This is a genomic window from uncultured Acetobacterium sp. (genome assembly GCF_927416815.1).
Taxonomy (GTDB): Bacteria; Bacillota; Clostridia; order Eubacteriales; family Eubacteriaceae; genus Acetobacterium.
The window spans coordinates 45,256-61,491 of record NZ_CAKMJU010000018.1 but is presented as its reverse complement, the minus strand read 5'-3'; the positions used below and the strand labels follow the sequence as shown (position 1 = coordinate 61,491).

The 16,236-nt window shown below is 46.2% G+C and carries 8 protein-coding genes; all 8 read right to left on the bottom strand.

Translation table 11 applies throughout. From position 1 onward, the window contains the following. Positions 1-7,238 (bottom strand): non-ribosomal peptide synthetase (locus QZ998_RS02855; RefSeq protein ID WP_296557845.1); only part of this gene is annotated, 7,238 nt, incomplete at its 3' end. An 80-nt stretch (positions 7,239-7,318) separates the two neighbouring features. After that, the gene (locus QZ998_RS02850; RefSeq protein WP_296557850.1) at positions 7,319-9,082 is read right to left on the bottom strand and encodes an MATE family efflux transporter; all 1,764 of its coding nucleotides are present in this window, start codon (positions 9,080-9,082) and stop codon (positions 7,319-7,321) included. Positions 9,083-9,138: 56 nt separating this feature from the next. Then, the gene (locus tag QZ998_RS02845) at positions 9,139-10,500 is read right to left on the bottom strand and encodes a hypothetical protein (protein ID WP_296557843.1); all 1,362 of its coding nucleotides are present in this window, start codon (positions 10,498-10,500) and stop codon (positions 9,139-9,141) included. Between the two features lie 74 nt (positions 10,501-10,574). After that, positions 10,575-12,212 carry a cation:dicarboxylase symporter family transporter gene (locus tag QZ998_RS02840; RefSeq protein ID WP_296557842.1) on the bottom strand — a complete coding sequence of 546 codons (1,638 nt, stop codon included), beginning with the start codon at positions 12,210-12,212 and terminating at the stop codon, positions 10,575-10,577. 81 nt (positions 12,213-12,293) lie between these two features. Then, positions 12,294-12,929 (bottom strand): 4'-phosphopantetheinyl transferase superfamily protein, encoded by a 636-nt coding sequence (locus QZ998_RS02835; RefSeq protein ID WP_296557841.1) that lies wholly within the window; start codon positions 12,927-12,929, stop codon positions 12,294-12,296. A 199-nt stretch (positions 12,930-13,128) separates the two neighbouring features. Then, positions 13,129-13,614 carry a ferritin family protein gene (locus QZ998_RS02830; protein WP_296557840.1) on the bottom strand — a complete coding sequence of 162 codons (486 nt, stop codon included), beginning with the start codon at positions 13,612-13,614 and terminating at the stop codon, positions 13,129-13,131. Between the two features lie 55 nt (positions 13,615-13,669). Continuing rightward, entirely contained in the window at positions 13,670-14,113 is a 444-nt protein-coding gene (msrB, locus tag QZ998_RS02825) for a peptide-methionine (R)-S-oxide reductase MsrB (RefSeq protein WP_296557838.1), read from the bottom strand. Positions 14,114-14,171: 58 nt separating this feature from the next. Beyond that, positions 14,172-16,232: a thioredoxin domain-containing protein gene (locus QZ998_RS02820; RefSeq protein ID WP_296557836.1), complete on the bottom strand. Its 2,061-nt coding sequence runs from the start codon at positions 16,230-16,232 to the stop codon at positions 14,172-14,174. Between the last annotated feature and the right edge of the window lie 4 nt (positions 16,233-16,236).

The following is a 16,236-nucleotide window of genomic DNA, read 5'->3' as shown; positions in this document are numbered from 1 at the left end:
GAATCACTGGTAATCGGCCATTTATAACCTCTGCGAAACAGCATATTGGTGGTAAACCGCTGTTCACTTGCCAGATAGGCCAGATGCTGGTGGGAATCGGTGTCGGTATAGGCAATGATCCCTGATAAATATGGGGTCAGGCGGTCATCATTCATGGCTGCCTCGAGTCGTTTCTGGAAATCTGCTTCGCTGATGATGGCAATCTCAAAGCCGTACCGTCCCATGACGGCAATCACATCGGCCATGGTAATCTGATGATTGTTATAGGGGTGGAAAACCCGGAAATGCTCTGCCGTTTCGCTGAGTTTTAAGATTGCTGCCGCGGTCGAATCAATCGGGGCAAACTCGACTGATGTTTCTAGTCCCGAAAAGGGAAAGGCTCCGATAAGTTTATAGGCTTTTAGTTTGCCCATAAAAGCATTGGAATTAAAATTGATCTGGAATTCGCCATCGGTGTTTCTTGCCATCAGGTTGCCGACCCGCATGATCTTAGCTTTTAGTCCCTTGTCCACTGCTTCGAGAATATAACGTTCGGCCATAAACTTGCTGTTGGCATACTTGTTGTCCAAATCCTGACCGATAAAGAGATTATTTTCTGATAGCCTGGTGTCGACTGGTGGCTGATTATCGATGCTGGTACCGGCAATGCTATGGGTCGAAATCTGAACCAACCGGGCGCCATCAGCAATGCAATAATCAATTAAAAGCTGCACCCCGCCGACGTTGATGTTTTCAATTTCATTTCCGGCGGCAAAGTGCTTGACATTGGCCGCGCAATTTATGACCGTATCGACATTGATCGCTTGCAAACGGGTCAGGAAGGTGGTGTCAGTAATTTCTCCTTCGACAATGATAATACGATTACCGATCAGCTCGGCATAATCTTTGTTAAAATAGAAAACCAGCATATTTTTTAGCCGCATCTCACCGCTTAATGGACCCTTTGGCCGCACCACGCAATAGGCTGTGCCAGAATAATTTTCAAGATAGTGCTCCAGAATATGAACGCCCAGATAACCGGTGGCACCAGTGAGTAGCATATTGCCCAGCGGTTCACCCTCGACCTGTTGGGACTTGCGAAGCTCATCGATGGTGTTAAACTGCAACAACCGGTTGATCTCATTATAGTCGTAGTTACGGATCGCTTCCTGGCGGCAACCGCCCTGACGCGGAATCTGACCCTCATTTTCCAGAAACTCGGCCATTTCCGCGGGGGTTTGATATTTAAAAATATTGGCATAACTGATTTTAATGCCACGATTCTCTGCCTTGATAGTCAGCTTGGTTGCCATTAGCGAGGTTCCCCCGATTTCAAAGAAATTGTCATTGCTGCCAATCGGTTTAATAGCCAGGGTCTCTTCAAAGGCGGCGCAAATTTTCTTTTCCAGGTCAGATTCCGGCTTCACGTAATCGCCGGTTTTTTTAAGCTCAGGCTGGGGAAGAGCCTTTAGATCGATCTTGCCATTTTGATTCATGGCAAACTGTTCCAACTGGGTGAAATAAGTGGGCACCATGTATTTGGTCAGTTTCTTCTTTAGGTGTTTGGTCAACTGATCCGGATTAATCCATTTGCCGGCCGTATAATAGGCGCAGAGGTATTCGACCCCGTTAATTTCCAAAATCGTCACGATTCCCTGCGAAATACCCGGATAGCTGTTGATCAAGGTTTCAATTTCACCCAATTCAATCCGCAATCCACGTAGTTTGACCTGATGATCCAACCGCCCCAGGATCTCGACTTCGCCGTTTTCTGTCCATTTGGCGTAGTCCCCGGTTTTATAAACCGGCTCACCATTAAAACTGATAAATTGTTTGGCAGTCAGTTCGGGGTTGTTTAAATAGCCCCGACCGACCCCTTTACCGCCGACTAACAATTCGCCTACTACCCCAATCGGTAGAAGGTTGCCATCCGGGTCACAGATGTATTCCCGGACATTGGCCAGCGGCGCCCCAATCGTGATCTGGTCGTTTTCTAATTGTTTGGCGTTGGATGATATCGTAATCTCAGTCGGCCCATAGCTGTTAAAGAGCACCGCATTGGTCAGACCTTTCAGGATATTATACAGATTTGAGGGGTATTTTTCACCCCCGCAAATGATCAGTCGGGCTGATCCCAAGGCGCTTTTAAAGACTTCCGACTCCAGATAAGAAATCATCCGCGATGGCGTTGCGGAAAACCCATCAGCACCGGATTCCCAGAAAAAGGTCGCCAGATCATTGGGGTTATTCACCTGTTCTTCATCAGCAAAGGCAATGGTAATACCGTTAAGCAGCGCCGTCATGTTTTCTTTTAAAAACACATCAAAGGCCACCGTGGTAATGGACAAGAGGGTCGTGACATTTTTAACCAGTGCCTGGACAAAGCTGTTATGGGGGATATTAGCGACATAATTGGCTAAACCTTCCTGCTTGAGCATTACCCCTTTGGGTTTACCGGTGGAGCCAGAAGTATAGATGAGATAGACCAGATTGTCGGGTGCAATGTCTACTTGTGGATTCTTATCATCATCACATTTTAGTAATACGTCGATATCCAGAGCCTGGTTAAAGCCTTTTGATAGTTGCTCACCACGCGTGATGAGATACTTTGCCCCGCTGTCGGCCAGAACCTCTTCGATCCGCTCGCTGGGATAGTCGGGGTCGATCGGGATAAAGGCCGCTCCCGATTTAAGAATGCCAAACAGGGCTACATGGAGGCGACTGTCACGATCCAGTAAAAAGGCAATCTTATCCTCTGCTTTAACACTCCTTTTAATTAGGGCATTGGCTACCCGGTTTGACAATCGGTTGAGCTCAGCAAAACTCAGCTGCCGGTCTTTAGCAATCAGCGCGGTCCGCTCTGGAAGGCTTCTGGCCACCGCTTCAAAAATTCGGGCTGGAATCTTTTGCTCCTGCCGGGCTTCCGTCTGATTAAAACGCGAAAGTTTCTCACGATCGGATTCTCCCAGGAGCGACAGCGATTTGACCGGCTCTTCCGAGGCTTTAATAATTTGCACCACCACCTGCTTGAGGCTTTCGGTTAAGCGCATCATCATTGCTTTTGAATAAAGCCCCTGATGGTAGTGGCTGACAATCTCGTAATCGCTTCCCGATGAGTTGATATGGATGGATAAGGCGAACTTGGGCTTCTGCTGTCCCATCGCAGTAACGGTAAGTGGTTCTCCCTCCAGTTTTACTGCTTCCAGTACTCCCGCCTGATAGGCAAAGTTAATGGTCGGAATCAGGTGGTAGGCTTCCGCAATTTTAGTAAAGGGATAGGCTTCATGGCTGATCGCCTGATAAAGCAGGTTCTGAACCCGTTTCACGAAATCTCCAGCCTTTTCTTGACCCTCAACATCGAGCGCGATCGGCAGGGTTTTAACCAGCATCCCGATACATCGCCCTACCCGGACATCACCCCGGCCATTAGAAATAGTGGTAAATTGTATCGCCGGGTTTCGCGAATAACGGTAGAGGGTCACAATCAAACTAGCCATAAATAAACCACTGGGGGAAATGCCCTGACGCTTGCAAAAGCCGTCCACCTCCTGGCCATCAATCACCAGCTTTTCAGCGGCCAACAGGGCTTCTCCAGGAATTTTAAGGTCACCAGGAATGGCTGTCATTTGTGGTTTGATAATGCCATCAAAATAGTCCTGATCGGCTTGATATTCTTTTGAACCCTGATAATCGGCTTCTTTGAGTGCCAGATCAAAGGCTGTCAAGTCCTCTTGCTCAAGTGGACTACCACCATAGGCCGCTAGCAGATCGGTCAGGAAAAGCTGCAACGACGCCCCGTCAAAAATGATATGATGAAAATCACATAGCAGATACAGCTGTTTCTCGGTGCTAACGATACTCACCCGGTAAAGGGGCTCCCGATAGAGGTCAAAGGGTTTGATAAAGGCCTCCCGAATCGTTTGATAGTCGGCTTCGGTGGTTTTAAGCAGTAAAACCTGGGGCGCGGCCTGATCATTGCGTTTCTGACAAACCCGGCCATTTTCATCGACCAGATAGGTTTTTAAATAGCTGTGATGATTAATCACGGTTTTTGTTGCCTCGGCCAGCTTTTTCGCACTGATCCGATTAGACAGCCGGATCTCCGAAGGAATATTGTATTGCAAGGCCTCTGGATCCTTTTGGCATTCCAGATAAACCCCCATCTGATTTTCAGTCAGAGGATAGCTAGATTGCTCTGCGTAGGTGACGGCTTGCTCGTGGGGCCCTTCCGATGTGGTCAACACCAGTTTTTCCAGCTTCTCAATGGTTTTATTGCTGATAATATCGGCTGTTTTAATTTCGATCCCGCAAAGTTTATGAAGCTTGACTGATAGTTTGATTGCCATCAGGGAAGAAAAGCCAATCGTAAAGAGGTCACAGGTAACCCCAAAATCATCGTTTCCGACAATCTCGCTGACGACGTCAAAGATTTTCTGTTGCAGTTCGCTCTGGGGGGCGACAATCTCGCCCCGGCTAATGGTGGGCTCCGGCAAAGCCTTTTTATTAAATTTACCATTGGGGGTCAGGGGCAGTTGCTCGAGCTGCATATAGGCCGTGGGGATCATAAAGGCGGTCAATTTTTCGGCCAAAAAAGCCTGCAACGCTGCCACCACTATTTCTTTTTTTGCCGTATAATAGGCACAAAGATGCTGGGTTCCCCCCAGTTCCTTGACATCGACGCAACAAGCCGTAATCCCTTCAAACTGAGCCATCCGGCTTTCGACCTCACCCAGCTCAATCCGCAAGCCGCGGAGTTTGACCTGACCGTCGATCCGGCCGACAAATTCAATTTCGCCATTTTCCAGCCAGCGGACAAAGTCCCCGGTGCGGTAGATCCGCTGGCCCTGCCAGTGGATAAACTTTTCCTGGGTCAGTTCCTCACGATTGAGATAAGACCGTCCCACGCCAGCACCACCGATACAAAGCTCGCCAACGGCACCAAGGGGCAGCAGTTGAAGGTTTTCATCGAGAACAAAGAGCTGGTAATTGCCAATCGGCCCGCCAATTAAAAGACAATCATTTTCGGTCTGAAATTTGCGAACGGTTGCAAAGATGGTACACTCGGTCGGGCCATAGGCCTGATACAAGTCGTAGCATGGCAGATTAATGGAGGGCAGTTTTTCGCCACCGATGGTCAAGGCTCGCAAACTTTTATTGTCGATTTCCTGGACAAACTGACGCCCCAACTGGGTCGTCATAAAAGCCAGGGTGACCTTGTTTTTTTCATAGTATGTGTTGAGCGCAATAAAATCCAGTCGGATTTCTGAGGGGATAATGCAGACCCCAGCCCCGGCGGTCAGATAAGGATAGATATCCATCATATGGGCATCAAAGCCAAAATTGGCGTAGGCACCGCAGCGGTCAGCTTCGGTAACTTCGTAATAGGACTCAAACCACTTGCAGAAGTTAGCCAAATTGCCGTGTTCCAACACACAGCCCTTGGGCATGCCGGTTGAACCGGAGGTATAAAGCACCACAAACTGATCGCTGGCTTCCGGCATATCAAGGATAACCCCCGGATCCTCTTCCAGGGTTTCAAGCAGTTCTTTTCTGATCACCGGGCCGGCATGATCCGGAAGGTGCTGCTCAGGCTTATCGTCTTCGCTAAGAATCAGCTTAACATCGGCATCGGCCAGCATATAGGCCAGCCGATCATTTGGAAAGCTGTAATCTAGCGGCATATAGGCACCACCGGCTTTAAGGACGGCCAACGGATAAATGACCATCAACTCACTGCGGTCAATCATAATCCCGACCACGGTTTCCTTCTGAACCCCCAGCCTACGGAGGTGTTTAGCCAGTTTTTCGGTAAGTAGGTCGACCTCTTGATAGGTCATCGATTTGTCTTTAAAAACAAGAGCAATTTGATCTGGCGATTTTGCGGCTTGATGTTTAAACATTTTGACAATGCTCGGGGATTGATCCAAATAATTCTGCTCGCTCTGGTTAAAGCTTGCCAATAGGCGCTGTTCTTCGCTGGGTGAAATCACTGGCATTTTTGAACAGCTGATTTCCGGATTCTCAATAATCTTTTCAATCATCGTTTCCATGGCTGCTGCCATATAACTAATTTGTTGATCACTGTAGCACTTCGTTTTGTAATCAAAGGCGATCGTCTGCAGTCCCCGGCTGTCATCCTTGGCCAGATTCACCCGCAGGGTGATCGCGGCAATTCCAGTTTTCATCACCCCGGCGCGAGCCGGATAGTCCATCGCTTTGGTAGAATTGGAAACAATCGCCACGTTCATCAGTTTTTCTGATACTTCAGCGAGCAGGTCTGAGAGGATTAGATCAAAGGGGTAGCGAGAATGGCTGAGGCTTTCTTTCATGGCTTCTTTTGACGCCATCAGAAATTTTGAAAAAGTGGTGTCGGCTTCAAAGCCTGTCACCACCGGCACCGTACTGACATACATGCCTAGCGAATGATTGATTTCATCGTCGTAAATCCGATTGCCAAAACCCATTGAAAGAACTGATTTTTTGACATTGTTGAAACGGGCAAAATAAAGACCGGAAAGAGCCAGCGCAAAAACAAAAGGTGAAATCGGTTTTTTAAAACTGTTTAGAAACTCATTGAGCTTGTCGGTGGTTGCCGGTTGTAGTTCCAGGACATGGCGTCTGGCGGCATTGCTTTGGGTGATGTTTACTTTTTGCGAAAGATCTCCAGCATCGCCCAATAGCGCCTGCCAGTAGGCCTTATCCTTTTGACAGTCCGCCGATTCTAAATAGGCTTTTTCCAGATCCAGATATTTCATGGTATTAGACGGGAGCGAATAAAGCTCCTTCCCATCTCTTAAGGCGTCAAATAGCGACATTATATACTCACAAAGAATATTCGTGCTGCTGCCGTCACAGATGACATGGTGAGGAAGCAGATGAACCATGGTTGTGTCAGCTCTTTCAATAATCCCAAAACGGTAAAGGGGCTGATTAAAAACACTGCCAAAGATAAAAAGATCCAGTTCTTCCATCGCTGCATCGACAGCTTCCGGGCTTTTATCCTTCCAGTCATAAACAATAATCCGGGACAGATCGGCCTCCCCCAGATATTGGCTGATCACTCCATTTTCATCCATTTCAAAACGGATATTCAAGTCTCCGGTATGTACTACCACATACGTTAATAGCTGCTTAAGCTGGTCTACACTATTTGCGGGAAATGAAATAATAAAGGGATAATTATTGATGGTGGTATTTTCCACAAATAATTCACTGTCTAAAATCCGCTTCTGCGGGTGACTGATGGGTTTATGTTTCATCGCTTCCTCCGAAATTTTTATTACCTACTAATCATCTTATTGACATATTAATTTATATACTGATATTTACTCACTGATATTTACTCACTGATCATGGTATTGTTGAAGTTTAGCACATAGCTATACTTAAAATCGCGTGCCATTTCTTTTACCAGCCGCAGCCCATAAGTATCGGCGACGCCGTGTTCATGGATATAGGCGACCGGATTAAAGGGTCGTCCATCATCACGAATTCGCAGCACCAGCTCCGACTCCAGAATCGACAAGCGGATATCGATGACATTTTTTTCTTTTTCCTTGAAACCATAGCGGATGATATTAACACACAATTCTTCCACAATCACCCCGACATGATTGGTGCGCCTGTCATCAATGCCGTTTTCGCGGCAGAAATCGATCAGCACCTGGGAAATCCCGGTGGCATCAGCCAGTGAGTTAGCTATCGTCACATCGATTAGCCGGGTATTGCTTTTCTCCAGTAGCAGGATCGGCATCAGCTCCAGTTTCGACCGTTTTTTTATCACCCCAGCCGTCAGCACCACCAGCGCCAGGGTCAGCATTTCTGAGATCACAAAGGCAATCCAGATGCCAATTTCGCCAAACTGGGCTTCCAGCAGCAGAATCAGCGGCAGGATGATCAGGATATTTTCAAAGATGCTGATCATCGATGAGAACCCCCGGCGGCTAACCGTCTGATAGTAACAGATCATCAGAAAATTAATCCCAAAAAAGGGCAATGAGAGCGAAAAGACCCGAATCGCTAGCTGAATCTCGGCCATCATTTTGGGATCGCCGGCGATCCCAAAAAGACCGGCAATCTGAAGCGGAAACAGCACAAAAATGACCACTAAAGAAGCACAAAGGCTTGTCACCGTCATCATCGCCGTTTTGATGATCGCTTCGATCCCGCGATAGTCCTTTTCACCGTAGGTACAGCCGACTACCGGGATAATCGTTTGAGCGGTTCCACCAATCACAATGCTTGACATCGACAGCATATTCAGACAAACCCCAAAGGTAGCCACTCCGATGGGGCCAATGGTAGCAATCAGAATGCTGTTAATGGTAAGGTTCTTGACAAAGCCGGTGGCCCCGGTTAAGGCCGAAGGCACCCCGGTAAATAAGATTTCTCCAAACCGCGTAAAATCGCTCACTGCCGGCCGCACAAATTTAAGATTGCGCTTGGCTGAAAGGAAATAGCTGAGGCTGACAAGCGCCCCCACCAGATAGCCGGTGACCGTTGCCAGCGCCGCGCCACTAATCCCCATTTTAAAGACGCCCATAAAGATCAGATCACAGCTTAGGTTAACCACGTTGGCAATGATTAAAATATTGGCGGCCAGTTTGGGGCGGGAATCGGTGCGGATAAAATAGACCATGCCGGGGATGGTAATCAGCGCCGGAGCGCCCAGCACCAGCACTGAAAAATAATCCTTCACCAGCGGCATCAGTGAACTTCCACCGCTTAGCAGGGCACTGATTGGCGCAGAAAAGATAAAGCCGATCGTGCCAAATGAAATTGACACGACCAGTAGCCCCAGCAGTGCCAGGGTAAAGCTTAGATTGGCACCCTGATGATCCATCCGGCCCTTGCAATGAGCCACCACCGTCGAGCCCCCCACCCCGATTAAGGCATAGATGGCACTAAAGAGAAAGATGATCGGGGCGCAGATATTTACCGCTGCAAAGGCCTCGGTTCCCAGGATGTTGCCGACAATAATCCCATCGACAATGATCCCTAGTGACAGCGCCACGTTCATCATAATGGTGGGAAAAAGATAGGAAAAGAATTTTTTCCTAAGCAAGATCCCCGAGCGTTGATAGGCGGTCGGGTTCGGCATCACTTTTTTCAAATCGTTTCTCCTCATCTTTTATTCTAACTTTTATTCTAACTTTTTTTCTAAAAATCAATAACAACAGTCTTAATTTTTCCACCTTTTGACTGAACCGGTGGCTGGTCAACAATTTCAAACACGACTGCATCCATCTGATTATCTTTAAACAATTGCTTGACATAGTGGGAAATCTGGCTGTCAACCTCTTCTTTATTGCTGCCATTGGCATAGACGATCCGCATCTCTAAAAGTTTCGGAGATTTTTGAACAAACTGGTATTGGAGGATCCCGTCGGTTTTGGTTGGCAGAAAATCCAGCATCACCGGAGCAATCGTCCGGCTTCCGCCGTCAATGTCAAAGGACACGTTTTCTCCGTTTCTTCCTAACAGTCTGACGATTGGCAGCTTGCTGCCGCAGGGGCACTGGCCGTCTTCAATGATGATACTGTCCTCGACATGATAGCGAATAATCGGCTGAAGATAATCCGCCAGGTTGGTGACCAAGACCCCGGCCGACATAGTTTGATCAGTCACCGGCTGATTGTTACTATCGACTGGCTCGATAATAATCCAGTCGTCATTGAGGTGCATATTCCCGCAAGTGCAGTTAAAGGCCACCTCGCCGCCTTCAGTGCTGCAAAAGGAATTGGCGATGGTACAGTTAAAAGCATCCTTCATCATCTTATACGCATACTCGGTGAGCTGTTCTGCCGAACAGGCAATCGCTTTGGGTTCAATTGTTAACCGGCCTTCCAATTTTTCCTTAGCCAGCACCGCCATCACCGAGGGATAACCAGTAATCAGCGCCGGTTCAAAGGCATTGAGATTGGCGACTATTTCGGGAATTGGGTCGAGGATTGAGCACAATAAAAAATTCTCCGGACAGGGCGAACTATTTTTCATCCGCTCAAAAGAGCTCACCGCTGAATGAAATCCCCCGGTCCCGATGATCGAGGCCATCTTGTAACGACTTGAATCCAGCCAGGGATCAATCCCCAGCCGCTCCATCAACCGTACTGCCATCATCGAACCGTGAACCTTGCCATGAAAGCTGTCCCGCACCATCCAGAGTGGCTGCCCGGTGGTGCCAGAGGTGGTCAGTACTGAGAATTCCTCCAGTAAGGGCATCCCAATGTTGTTTAGATCTGAAAAATAAACTTCCAATGCTTCCCGGCTTACCCGTTTATCGGTTACCCAGTCTTCAAAGTGGGGCATCAATTGTTTCTTTGAGGTCATCGGCAGATCGTTAAGGGTGTAATCCTCCGGCAAGTCCTGATAATATGTTTTAAAATAATCGGAATGCTCTCTGGCGTAATCGACCAGCTCATGGAGCCTTTTTTGCTGCAGTAGCTGTCGTTCTTCCTGGGTAAGATACTCAGCCTCCCGAACACTTTTTAGCAGTTCATCCCGTTTCATCTCTCGTATCATTTTTTTGCATACTCCTTTATAATTTATAACTTCGTGAGTTTCTGAATTTCAGTTACCCTAATTTTGTTTTTATTTTAAGCTTCTCTTTTCCCACTTACTTTATTTGTTTGAAGGGTCTTCTTAGCCTCAATTGCTTTTAGTCGATGCTCAGTGTGAAGCATCCCAATGTTGGTGGTCATCACATGGCCAGCAGTCGCCGGATAGTCCATAAAGATATCGATGGTCACTGCCAGAGCCAGGCCTTCCAAAGGAATTCCCAGTAAATTAAACACTATCGTAAAGAGAAATGCTCCCATTCCCGGTGATGGCGGAACCGCTATCGAGAGAATCATACAAAGGATTGCCACCGGAATCATGTCTGCAAATGAAAAGGCAATCCCATAAATATTTCCGACAAATAATGCAGTCAGGAGCAAGCCGGGAATTGCATTCTGTTTATTAAATAGAACCCCAACCGGAATAGAAAAGTGCACCAGGTAATCCCGTATTTTCTGTTTTCCCAAAGCCGTGGCGGTGTGACTGGCAAATGTGGCACTAGAGCTGGCAGTGGACAGCGCAATCAGCAAAAACGGCGCAGCGGATTTAAAATAGGCAATCGGACCGATCTTTTCATAAAACGCTAGGCTCAAGAGCATTACCAGCATGATAATCAGAAAGGATGAAAGCAGCAGAACAATCAACAGAATTGTTCCTAATAGCGCTGATCCCTCACCGGAGATCATCATATTCAAAATACTGATAAATACCACAACAGGCATCAGTGCGCACACTGCATCCAGAATCGTTGTAAAAATCAGGTTGCCCTCGTTAATCATCCGAGCGATGAAGGGAAAACGCCCCTTTAAAGTCAGCATGACAATGCCACCGATGATGGCAAGAAACATAATCTGAAGGGTATTCCCGTCCAGAAAGGGTTTTATCATATTGGCGGGAATAACCCCGAAAATCATTTCCCCAATCTGATTCCAAAGATCGCCCTGAGTCCCATGGTTGGTGGTCGCTGTATTTCCCAGTAAAAAAATCCGGGCTATTGCCAGCGAGACCCCTGTCGCCACAAGAATCACAGCGATGGACCAGGTTAGCAACAGTCGAAAAATCCGCTTCATTTGAGCCAGATTATCCATATTAAAGATGCTGCTGATGGCAGAGAAGAACAAAACTGGAATAACAATTGCGTTCAGGAAATTAAAAAAAGTGCTGCTAACCGGAGTAAGGATTGTCGTCCCGATCTGTTTTCCCAGATCAGGTGCGACTGCTTGAAAAATCAAACCTGAAATAATTGCCCCAACCAGCCCAATAACGGTGGTGATCGCCGGGTTCAGCGGTTTCTGTTTGAGGGTATACGAAACATTGTTACAACCATTTTCATAGGAATAAGTAACTGCTGACAAACCAATCAAAATACTCTGGCCGATCCGCTTATAATCAGACTCCTCATCGTCGGTTGTTTCTGGCAGCGTCAGCGGATTTTCCGGATCACCCCAGTAATTGAGAGCCAGAGTAATGGTCTTAAAGCGTTTCTGAATCGACAATTCAAAATTGCCCTTATCACTGCTTCTTTCCTGCCAATAGGCAATCGTCTCTTCAACAAAAAGCTGGGCTTTCATATTATCCGTGCTTGAACATTTGTATTTTTTTAGCGTCTCTTGAACAAAGGCATTGGCTTGGTCAAGGCTTAACAAACTCAGTGGCAGCAACTTTTTTGTTCCCATATTTTCTCCTTATGCTATTTTTTTTATGCCTATATTAATGGAGAATCATGCCAGGATTTTCCAAAGGACAAACATAAAATCCTAATAATGGCTAAATTCCAGGCTGCTAACAAGGCCCGATATTGGTCTTAATCCCAGCTCGGCAAATGACATCCCGGCAATCGAAAAGACATAGGCTTCTGCCGGGTCTACCAGCACGATGGCTTCTGAATCAATGGTATCCATTTTTTTTAAATTATCGACCAGTCCCTCGCCGGTTTTTTTGAGCAAACTTTCTTTTTTTGTCCAGATTTTAGCAAAGGCCAGGGCTTTGTTATCGCTTTCACTAATCAATTTAAGTTCACGCTCATGACAAACATGTCTAGCCAAGTCGGCATCATAGACTTCCACCCTTTCGATATCGACTCCCACTGCTGAGCGATGAATTGCACAGATCACCCCGTTCTGACAATGGCTGAGATTAAAATGGAGCTGGGGGTAATGGGTTAGCAAGGGCTTTCCTTTTGCGCAGTAACTAAATTCAATCTTTTCTGTTATGCCATACTCCCTTTTTAACCCATAATTTAGCAAAACATAAGCCAATACCGAAAGTTTCCGGTCAATCTTTTGCCGGTATGCGGCCGCCTTTTGCTGCCGCTCAGCAGGAAGCAATGCCAAACTTTGATCATACAAATCATCCGTAAATGTTTCTATCTGGTCAAATAAATAAACTGCCATCTGTTATCCTTCGCTTTTTATTTCATCAATAGCATCATTCCTTTTAATAATACCATTTTTCTAACTAATCTCATTTTAACAAATTTTTTATGTTTTTACTATTGCTTTCATAAAAAAAGGGCTAAACCATTCTTCATTGAAGATCGGTAAGCCCTTTTTTTTATCACATTAACCAGTAGATCGTCTAAAACAATGCGTCTTAATATTTTTCTCTAATACCAAATTCAGCTGCTTCGACCCATTGCTCCGGTCGTTCGACCAGGGTGATCAGGTTGTCAAAGATTTTAAAGTGATTCTCTTCCTGCTTAACCAGGTAGCCAAATAATTGCTTAGTTTGTTCCTCGCTTGCTTCTTTAAAAAATTTCTGATAGAGTTCAATACTGTCTTTTTCCATTTGCAAAGCCATCCGATAAGCATCCAATTGATTGGGGATTTTTTCAAATTCGTTTTTAAAGACCCCTCTGTCTTTAAAAACGTTGTCGGTGTTGGCGAGGGTCTGATTATCAGCTAATTCATAGCTTATTTTTTCGAGCTCGTTTTTTAGTAGCGCAGCATGATCTTTTTCGTCATCGGCCAATAACAAAAATACGGCGTTTAAAGGATTGTCTTTGTTGTGTTCTGCTTGTTCGCGGTAATACTTTTCGCCGTCAAGCTCCATCTTTATTGCAAATTCAACTGTATTCATTGATTTTCACCTTTCATTATTTATAGAATCGTCGCTCACGCGATAACCAACTAACCTACTCAACCAATTCCAAATAATCGCCATAACCCTGAGCTTCCATTTCATCGGCCGGAATAAAGCGGAGGGCGGCACTATTGATGCAGTATCGCAAGCCCCCGGTGGTGATCGGACCATCCTCAAACACATGACCCAAATGGGCATCGCCGGTGGTGCTGCGGACCTCGGTGCGTTTCATCCGCAGCGTGGTGTCACTAAGTTCTTTTACAACTTCTGAGTCGATCGGTTTGGAGAAGCTGGGCCACCCGCAGCCAGACTCAAATTTATCACTTGATGAAAAAAGTGGTTCCCCGGTGGTAATATCGACATAAAGGCCTTTGCGGTATTCGTTATAGTATTCGTTCTGAAACGGCGGTTCGGTAGCATTTTTTTGGGTTACCGCATATTGATCCGGCGTCAGCGTTTTTAATAGGGTATCTTGATCTTTTTTTTGATATTTCATCATGGTTCCTACCTTTCCTGCGACTATTCTATTACTACCCCATTTTTCGGGTTATTAATCAATCTTCGATAATTTTAAGAAAAGCTTCAAGATCATTCACCGGCTGCTCACAGCGATAGTCTTTACAGATATAGGCGGTCGGTTGACCATGAATCATCTGCTGATTGACAGCAAAGGCGTTGATTTTTTTTAGGTCTGTTTCGCTTTTATTAAAAAGCACCACTGAAAAAGGCAAGAACTGCTGATTCAACCGGCGGTTCATTTCGCGGATTGTGGTGTCCTTCTCATAGCCGGCAAAGACCACCTCAGTGGTTGGCTGTTCATGGAATAATTTAGCACAAAGCATCATCGTGCTGGCCATCGGCGCCTGATTTAAGTTTCCGGCAAAATAGCTAAACATACCGTTGACAATATCAAGGTATTTTTGTTGTCCGGTGATTTTCCCCAGCTTAAGCAGACAATAGGCTGCCAGTGCGTTGCCGGATGGCTTGGCGTTATCATAGACTTCCTTGGGCCTGGCAATAAGCCTTTCGGCATCGTTTCCGTATTGAAAGAAGCCGGCCGTTCCAAATTCATCGCCAAAGAGATTGATCATATCAACCGCCCGGACAATCGCCTTTTCCAGATAATCGGTTTTAAAGCTGGCCTGATATAATTCCAGATAGCCCCAGATGACACTGGCATAATCATCCAGATAGCCCAGAATTTTGGCCTCACCCTGGCGATAGCGGGCATAAAGCCGGCCACTTCGCCTGGTCATGTTATTCTCAATAAATGCCATTGCCTCTTCAGCCTGTTTAATATAGACGGTCTTGTTGAATATCCGGCCGGCCATGGCCAATGCTGCAATCATCAGCCCATTCCATGAGGTCAGGATCTTGTCATCCTTGTGGGGATGAACCCGCTTTTCCCGCTGGGCAAACAGATCAGCGGTCATCTCATCGAGAGCTTTTTCAAGTTCCGGATTGGCTTCAATCAGATCAATGTCACTATCAATCATATTGGCAATATTCTTACCCTCAAAATTACCTTTGGTCGTCATCGGATAAAATTTGAAAAAAACCGCAGCGCGCTTTTTACCCAATATCTTTTCGACCTTATCGGCGGACCAGACATAAAACTTGCCTTCTTCCCCTTCGGAATCGGCATCTTCGGCACTATAAAAGGCACCATCTGGCGATCGCAAATCGCGATTGACATAGGTGATCGTTTTTTCGGCTATTTTTTGATAGAGTGCATTACCGGTGGCCTGATAGGTTTCTGTATAAGCCATAATCAGCAGGGCATTGTCATAAAGCATTTTTTCGAAGTGGGGCACCAACCATTGTTGATCGGTTGAATAGCGCGAAAAGCCAAAGCCGATATGATCAAAAATACCGCCCTTGTACATCTGCTGCAGGGTTTTTTCGACCATCACCAGAGCATCTGGCTGTTTAAAGGCCTGATAGCATCGCAATAGATAAAAGAGATGATGGGGGGTGGGAAATTTAGGCGCCTTACCAAAACCGCCGTAACGATCATCAAAGCTTTCATCAAAAAAATCATAAGCATCAAAAAAGATGCTTTGCTTTAGTTCTGCTTGATCTTTTCGCAGCTCTAAATCATTGAGTAGTCCCGTTATCTTATTGGCCGAGTCAATAAGATCCTGATTATTTTTTCGCCACTGACTTTCAATGCCAACGAGAACATCGATAATGCCAGGATGCCCAGGGCGTGAGTGGTTGGGCAAATAGTTTGTCGCATAAAAGGGTTTGCGATCGGCGGTTAAAAAAACATTCAGAGGCCAGCCCCCCTGGCCGGTGCTGACCTGGGAAAAAGTCATATAAATCTGATCAATATCAGGCCGTTCTTCCCGATCCACCTTAATGCTGATAAAATATTTATTCAGGATTTCCGCCACTTTTTCATCTTCAAAGGATTCTTTTTCCATTACATGACACCAGTGACAGGTGCTGTAACCAATCGACAGAAAAACCGGTTTATCCTGCCTTTTAGCCAAATTAAAGGCCTCATCCGACCAGGGATACCAATTGACCGGATTATAAGCATGTTGTAATAAATAAGGACTCATTTCATGAACAAGTCGATTCGCTTTCTTTTGAACGTCGTCGAGAGCCATTCCT

Coding starts and splice junctions, on each gene's coding strand:
- QZ998_RS02845 (WP_296557843.1), bottom strand. CDS start 10,500: ATGATACGAGAGATGAAACGGGATGAACTGCTAAAAAGTGTTCGGGAG.
- QZ998_RS02840 (WP_296557842.1), bottom strand. CDS start 12,212: ATGGGAACAAAAAAGTTGCTGCCACTGAGTTTGTTAAGCCTTGACCAA.
- QZ998_RS02835 (WP_296557841.1), bottom strand. CDS start 12,929: ATGGCAGTTTATTTATTTGACCAGATAGAAACATTTACGGATGATTTG.
- QZ998_RS02830 (WP_296557840.1), bottom strand. CDS start 13,614: ATGAATACAGTTGAATTTGCAATAAAGATGGAGCTTGACGGCGAAAAG.
- msrB (WP_296557838.1), bottom strand. CDS start 14,113: ATGAAATATCAAAAAAAAGATCAAGATACCCTATTAAAAACGCTGACG.
- QZ998_RS02820 (WP_296557836.1), bottom strand. CDS start 16,232: ATGGCTCTCGACGACGTTCAAAAGAAAGCGAATCGACTTGTTCATGAA.